The following is a 5,408-nucleotide window of genomic DNA, read 5'->3' as shown; positions in this document are numbered from 1 at the left end:
GGCGCCCGTCCTTCTCTGTGTTTGGAAACGGATGGCAAGGCGTGGCACGCATCCACAGTCAAGGCCGTACTGGAGTCGGTCACGCTGGCGCGTGCCCTCCAGAGGACGGGACCACTCTCTCTGAGCGACTAACGGTGTTCAGTGCCTGCGGATCGTTTTGCCTTCCGCCATGCCAGAAACTGGGCAATGGAGACGCCGAGGAACACCAATCCCAGCACCAGACCGAACCAACGCAACTGAGGTAGTCCATCAATAGCGGCAACGAAGATCCACGATGCTCCTGCAATTGCCCAGAAGATAACTGCCCAGAGCGGTGGGGGCTGGGCCTGCTGCCGCTGTCTCATGTCCGAAAGAGTAGGCGGTTGATCGTGGAGGGGACTAGAGCCGGCCCAGCAGTCGGCGCAGGAACGGGACGGGCTGGCGCCCGTCCTTTTCCGTGTCTGGAGCCGGGGGAGAAGCAGGCGCAGGAAGCTCTGTACGGCTCTCTGCGGGCCTATCGCCGGACGGGGTGGGGTCTGGTTGGGTTGAACCTTTTTCCAGCATCCTGAGGGCTACAGCCTGCGTCTCAATGATCCGTTCATGGGCAGCGACCAGGGCACGCATACCGTCGACCCGTTCCTCCGCGACGGCGGCACGCTGGGTAGCTGCGGCCAACTGCTGGCGCAGGGCGTCAACCTCGGCCTTCAAAGGGCCATCAGGGGTAGCAGGAGGGGCGTCAGATGAAGGGGCTTCAGTGGTGCGCGCCATCAGTCCCACCGCGATTAGGGCAGTGACGGGAATCTGCCAGCCCCGGCCCGTTTCGTAGGCTCCGTGTTCCCTGAGTTCTTCACGTTTTCGACGCACCGTGGACACGGAGACGCCGCACGTCTTGGCTGCTTCAGCCAGCCCCATCACCGGGGGTTTCGTCGTGGCCGTCATGACGGGTAGCACCAAGAAATCTGGAGGGTAGCAGGGGGCGTCATGCCCCAGACCCTACCGTCGAGCGCCCCCAGGAAGGGGCGCACGACACGCCCCTCAGGACAAAGAGAAATCCCCCGGAAGCGCCAACCGCCGGGGGATCATGAAGTTTGCAAATGAAACTGAATAACTGGAGTCTACCAATCGCGCCAACGGTTGAGTAGTCGCACGACGGGTGGACACCCCGCGTGTCTCGGACAGACCGAGGGAAATCGAAAAGCCAAGCTGGGTAGCCAAACGCCCCTGAGTGATCGGGAGGATGGCCCCGGCCCCTTACCGGGTCAGAGCCGGTTCCAATGTCGAGCCTTGCGGCAGGGTGTTTCACTGGGTCGAGCAATCCCCAGAATCGAAGGAGTGCCAGCGCCTACAGCAGACCCAGCCGGGTCTGCCAGATCGCAAGGCACATGCCGCCACTGCGCAGGAGTAATGCCCAGCGCCTGATGACGATACGACCGAGCAACCGACGCGACCGACGCGGTGTTCAGCACCATCATCTGCCTGATACGTTCCCCCATCCCCGGGGAGCTAATCAGGCAGAATCCTGCCCTCCCTCGCTCCCTCTGCTCTCTCTGCGGTGTCCGCCGGCTGCGTCCCAGAGACAGGCTGAGTCGGCTGAGGGCAGGCAAACAGAACAGGGTGGAGCGTAGCGGAACGCCGAGTATGCAGGGGTAGTCATTGGTCAGGTAACCGAACCGAAGGGCCGGCTCCGCTGGAGCTACGCCGGCCAGACCAGGAAGCGTCTACACGTCGCCGTCCCTAATAATGCGGCAGGGCGATTTGGGCGTGGTACGCTGAAGAGTTGCCCTAGAACTAGGGCTGGCACACAGATCTTTTACGGACTCTACCGTTTATAAATGTTGAATGCAATAGGTTGATCGGGAGCAATTTTGGGGCGAGCGAAGACGCTGGGACGTTGCCGGGAACGCGACTGCAAGAAAGACGCCGAGAAGCGGAACAAGTGCCTCGAGCACTACAACCAGTGGTACTACCGGCGCGGCCATCTCCGCTGTCATTGGGAAGGGTGCAGGGCCTTCCAAGACGACGGCGGTCGCAGGATGAAGCATGGCAACAAGGTGCTGTTCTTCTGCCGGAAACACGAAGTCGAACATCTGCGGTGGACGCCCGAGACGGAGCAAACCAATCTGTCCAGGCTGGCGGAGAAGATAACCCGGTTGAACGGCTGCTGGATTGCCAGCGGTCCGGTCATGGGGAAGAAGGGAGAGTACGTCGGGTTCAGGCCGGAAGGCGCCGGCACGGTTGACTGGGCCTTCCACCGGGTGCTGTGGAACCTGCTCATGGGAGGGCACAAGCCCGGCTACGAGCTCGACCACATGCCGCCCAACTGCAACCCCGCGTGCTGCAACCCCGCCCATCTGGAACCGGTGAAGCGCGGCGAGAACGAGAAGCGGAAACGCCGCCGGCGCGGCCCGTACATCAACACGAAGGCAGTGGAGAATCCACGGGTGCAGTCATTCGCCCAGGAACACGGCCTGCCCTTGCCGGCTCTGCCTGCGAGCGGAGCAAAGTTGACCAGCCGAATGCCGTTGCTTCCCAGTAATGGCGCGGAAGTTGCCTGAACAAAACCTTCTAAACCGTGCGCGACAAAAGCCGCTATGACTACCGGTCCCGCTGGCGCGGGCCCGAAGGGGTACACCCCCACCCCGTCGTCGTGCGCTTCATAACCGTATGCGCGGACGGGCGGAGAAACACGGCCGGCGGAAATAATCTCGCAGAGGGAACCACGATGTGTTTGCCGGACACTTATGGGTATGGGGGACACAGGGAAAGCATCCACGGACAATGAGCTTTGGCTGCGCGTCATCGACGGTGACGGTTCCGCTTTTGCTTCTCTCTTTACACGCCATAGGGACCGGGTTTTTGCTCACAGCCTCCGGTTGGTGAGAACTCCTTTCGAGGCTGAAGACGTAACTGCCGCGGTGTTCCTGGAGACATGGCGCTGCAGGAACAAGGTCCGGTTGGTCAACGATTCCATCCTCGGTTGGCTGCTGGTAACCGCCACAAACGTGGCAAGGAACAAGATCAGGTCGACGCTGCGCTACGAACGTCTCCTGCGGAAACTTCCACAGTCCCAAGCGGAGCCGGATCACAGCGACTTCGTGGCCGACCGGGTGGACAGGGACCGACGGGCTGACGCCCTGTATCGGGCCTACCGTTCACTGGGACGGCGGGACCAAGAAGTTATTGTGCTCTGCGTTCTTGAGGGCATGAGCACAGCTGAGGCAAGCGAGCTGCTCGGCACTCCACCGGGAACCGTGAAGTCGCGGCTCTCACGCGCCAAGCAGAAGCTCTCGCAGCTGATGAAGCCACAGACAGGGTTCCCGCCGGCAACGCTCCCACTCACGCCTGAGGAGGAAACACCATGAATGACAGCCCGGGCTCCTACCGTTTCAACGCGGAACGCAGCGCAGCCATCGAGGCGCTCCTGGTCAACGTCGCGCAGGAGGGCACTCCCGAGAACAGGCAATTCCAGAACACTAAAGGCAAGAGGGTTGTGCTTGCCGGAGCCGCCGTCGCCCTTGTGGCAACCGGCGGGGCAGTGGTTATGCAGCTGCCCGTGACGGACAAGAGCTCGATAGCGTGCTTGGCACGAGCTGAAATCCACGGCAACCAGTTCCCTGGAACCACCGTGACACTGGGAGTTCCGAGCACCGCAGAGCGGCCGGACAGCACAGTGATGATCGAAGACGCTCTGTCCGCGTGCCGCGATGTTTGGGCCCAGCATGGGTTGGACCCTGATGATCCTGACGGCGCCGCACATCCAGACCTGCATGACCCCAGCTTTTCCTACCCGGTTCCTGAGCCATTGACCGTATGCGTGCTCAAAGACGGTCGTGCCGCAGTTATCCCCGGGGACGAGAAGGTGTGCGAGTCATTGGGGCTTGTCTTGAAGAGCGACACGGCGGTGCGGCCCCAGAAATGACCTCCCACCTCGTCACGGTGGATACCCGTACGCTTCCTTGGCCGCCATGTACGGGCGGGCGCAGGGACGCCCGCATGTGGGGCTACCCCCTGCCTCGGGGCTGCGAGTAATCAAGGATGTTGTACATAAAGGGTTCCCATTATGTACACTCACGTCATGACCACCACCTCTCAGGTTCCCCAGGTAATCCACGCCGACCAGGCAATCCGCGTCGTCGGATACGTCCGGGTATCAACGGATAAGCAGGACATCAGCCCCGACGTGCAGCGGGCGGAGCTGGTACGCGAGGCCGACCGCATGGGGTACGAACTGGAGCTGGTCGAGGAGCTGGCCGCGAGCGCGGCCACCATCAGCAAGCGCCCGAAGATGCTGGCACTGCTGGCAGACCTGAAGGCAGGCAAGTACCAGGGACTCATGGTCTCCAAGCTGGATCGTCTCTCCAGGAACATGGAGGACGGCACCCGGCTGCTGGCCGACTCCCAACGTCAGGGTTGGCGCATTATCTGTCTCGACCTCGGAGTCGACACCGCCACCATCATGGGAGCCGGCATGTACAACATGGCGCTCAACTTTGCAGAGATCGAACGGAAGTTCATCGGAGCGCGGACAGCGGCGGCGATGCAAGAGAAAGCCGCCCAGGGGGAACACATGGGCAGGACTGCCGTCCTGCCGGCGGAGGTCATGCTGCGCATCCACACCGACCGCGAGCGCGGCCTGTCCCTCCGGAAGATCGCTGAAGCTCTCACCGCCGAAGGCATCCCCACGGCGACGGGCAAGGGGTGGCACGCATCCACCGTCAAGGCGGTTTTGGAGTCGGTCACGCTGCGGCGTGCCCTCCAGGAACGGGGCCCAAGGATGGAGGTTTAGAACGCGCAAGGTGGACGGGGGCAATCCTGTGTCCCTTCCGTGCTGTTCGGAACTGCAGGGCATCCGTAGGATGTGCCCATGTGGAGGCCATCAAGAGGCGTACTCGGAGGCGTGATCATCGCCGGATCGCTGGTTGCCTGCGGCTCTGTTGCTTTAGCTCAGGGGACCGAGGAGAGTCGGGTGGCCCTGCCTTGCGCTGAGAGCGGGAATGAATGCCCGACTTCCTACGGCGATATACCGGGCTGGCCAGTCAACGAGAACGGCCAGTCTTACGGCATTCAGGGAGATAGCCCGGTCCCGCCCGACCTGATTTCTGTAGTCGCCACGAATGGCCTGACCGGATACTCACGCTCAACGGATCTTGCTCACCCCAACTTCAGTTCGCCCGAAGAAGCATTGGCGTGGCAGGAAGAGAACGCCGGAAAGAGCCGGGCCATTCCAGTGTTTGAGCAGGACGGAGAAACTGTCATAGGAGAGTTCGTCATCGGAGGACGGTAGGTTTGGTCTACCGCCGGCCCAGCAGCCGGCGCAGGAACGGGACGGGCTGGCGCCCGTCCTTCTCTGTGTTTGGAAACGGATGGCAAGGCGTGGCACGCATCCACAGTCAAGGCCGTACTGGAGTCGGTCACGCTGGCGCGTGCCC

The 5,408-nt window shown here is 62.2% G+C and carries 7 protein-coding genes; 6 read left to right on the top strand and 1 reads right to left on the bottom strand.

Going from position 1 to position 5,408, the window contains the following annotated elements; translation table 11 throughout:
• Window positions 1-128 precede the first annotated feature (128 nt).
• Window positions 129-344: a hypothetical protein gene (locus AC5RVV_RS17050; RefSeq protein ID WP_494002565.1), complete on the bottom strand. Its 216-nt coding sequence runs from the start codon at window positions 342-344 to the stop codon at window positions 129-131.
• Between the two features lie 235 nt (window positions 345-579).
• On the opposite strand from AC5RVV_RS17050, the gene AC5RVV_RS17045 reads away from it, so the two are divergent.
• The 6 genes from AC5RVV_RS17045 to AC5RVV_RS17020 all read left to right on the top strand — a co-directional run bounded on the left by AC5RVV_RS17045 (window position 580) and on the right by AC5RVV_RS17020 (window position 5,263).
• Complete coding sequence (locus tag AC5RVV_RS17045; RefSeq protein WP_494002564.1) at window positions 580-723, top strand: hypothetical protein; 144 nt, start codon at window positions 580-582, stop codon at window positions 721-723.
• A gap of 1,121 nt (window positions 724-1,844) precedes the next feature.
• Window positions 1,845-2,534, top strand: a complete 690-nt coding sequence (locus AC5RVV_RS17040; RefSeq protein ID WP_494002563.1) for an HNH endonuclease family protein — start codon at window positions 1,845-1,847, stop codon at window positions 2,532-2,534.
• 192 nt (window positions 2,535-2,726) lie between these two features.
• Window positions 2,727-3,341 (top strand): RNA polymerase sigma factor, encoded by a 615-nt coding sequence (locus tag AC5RVV_RS17035; RefSeq protein WP_494002562.1) that lies wholly within the window; start codon window positions 2,727-2,729, stop codon window positions 3,339-3,341.
• Window positions 3,338-3,898: a hypothetical protein gene (locus tag AC5RVV_RS17030; protein ID WP_494002561.1), complete on the top strand. Its 561-nt coding sequence runs from the start codon at window positions 3,338-3,340 to the stop codon at window positions 3,896-3,898. The genes AC5RVV_RS17035 and AC5RVV_RS17030 overlap by 4 nt, the downstream gene beginning before the upstream one ends.
• Window positions 3,899-4,054: 156 nt before the next feature.
• Window positions 4,055-4,765: a recombinase family protein gene (locus tag AC5RVV_RS17025; RefSeq protein ID WP_494002560.1), complete on the top strand. Its 711-nt coding sequence runs from the start codon at window positions 4,055-4,057 to the stop codon at window positions 4,763-4,765.
• Window positions 4,766-4,876: 111 nt separating this feature from the next.
• Window positions 4,877-5,263 (top strand): hypothetical protein, encoded by a 387-nt coding sequence (locus AC5RVV_RS17020; protein ID WP_494002559.1) that lies wholly within the window; start codon window positions 4,877-4,879, stop codon window positions 5,261-5,263.
• Window positions 5,264-5,408 lie beyond the last annotated feature (145 nt).

The sequence above is a fragment of the Arthrobacter sp. MDT2-34-1 genome (assembly GCF_059091365.1).
This window is presented reverse-complemented; position numbering and strand designations above follow the sequence as displayed.

Excerpts from the sequence above, each read along its gene's own strand:
- AC5RVV_RS17045 (WP_494002564.1), top strand. The coding sequence starts at position 580 with ATGGGCAGCGACCAGGGCACGCATACCGTCGACCCGTTCCTCCGCGAC.
- AC5RVV_RS17050 (WP_494002565.1), bottom strand. The coding sequence starts at position 344 with ATGAGACAGCGGCAGCAGGCCCAGCCCCCACCGCTCTGGGCAGTTATC.
- AC5RVV_RS17030 (WP_494002561.1), top strand. The coding sequence starts at position 3,338 with ATGAATGACAGCCCGGGCTCCTACCGTTTCAACGCGGAACGCAGCGCA.
- AC5RVV_RS17035 (WP_494002562.1), top strand. The coding sequence starts at position 2,727 with ATGGGGGACACAGGGAAAGCATCCACGGACAATGAGCTTTGGCTGCGC.
- AC5RVV_RS17025 (WP_494002560.1), top strand. The coding sequence starts at position 4,055 with ATGACCACCACCTCTCAGGTTCCCCAGGTAATCCACGCCGACCAGGCA.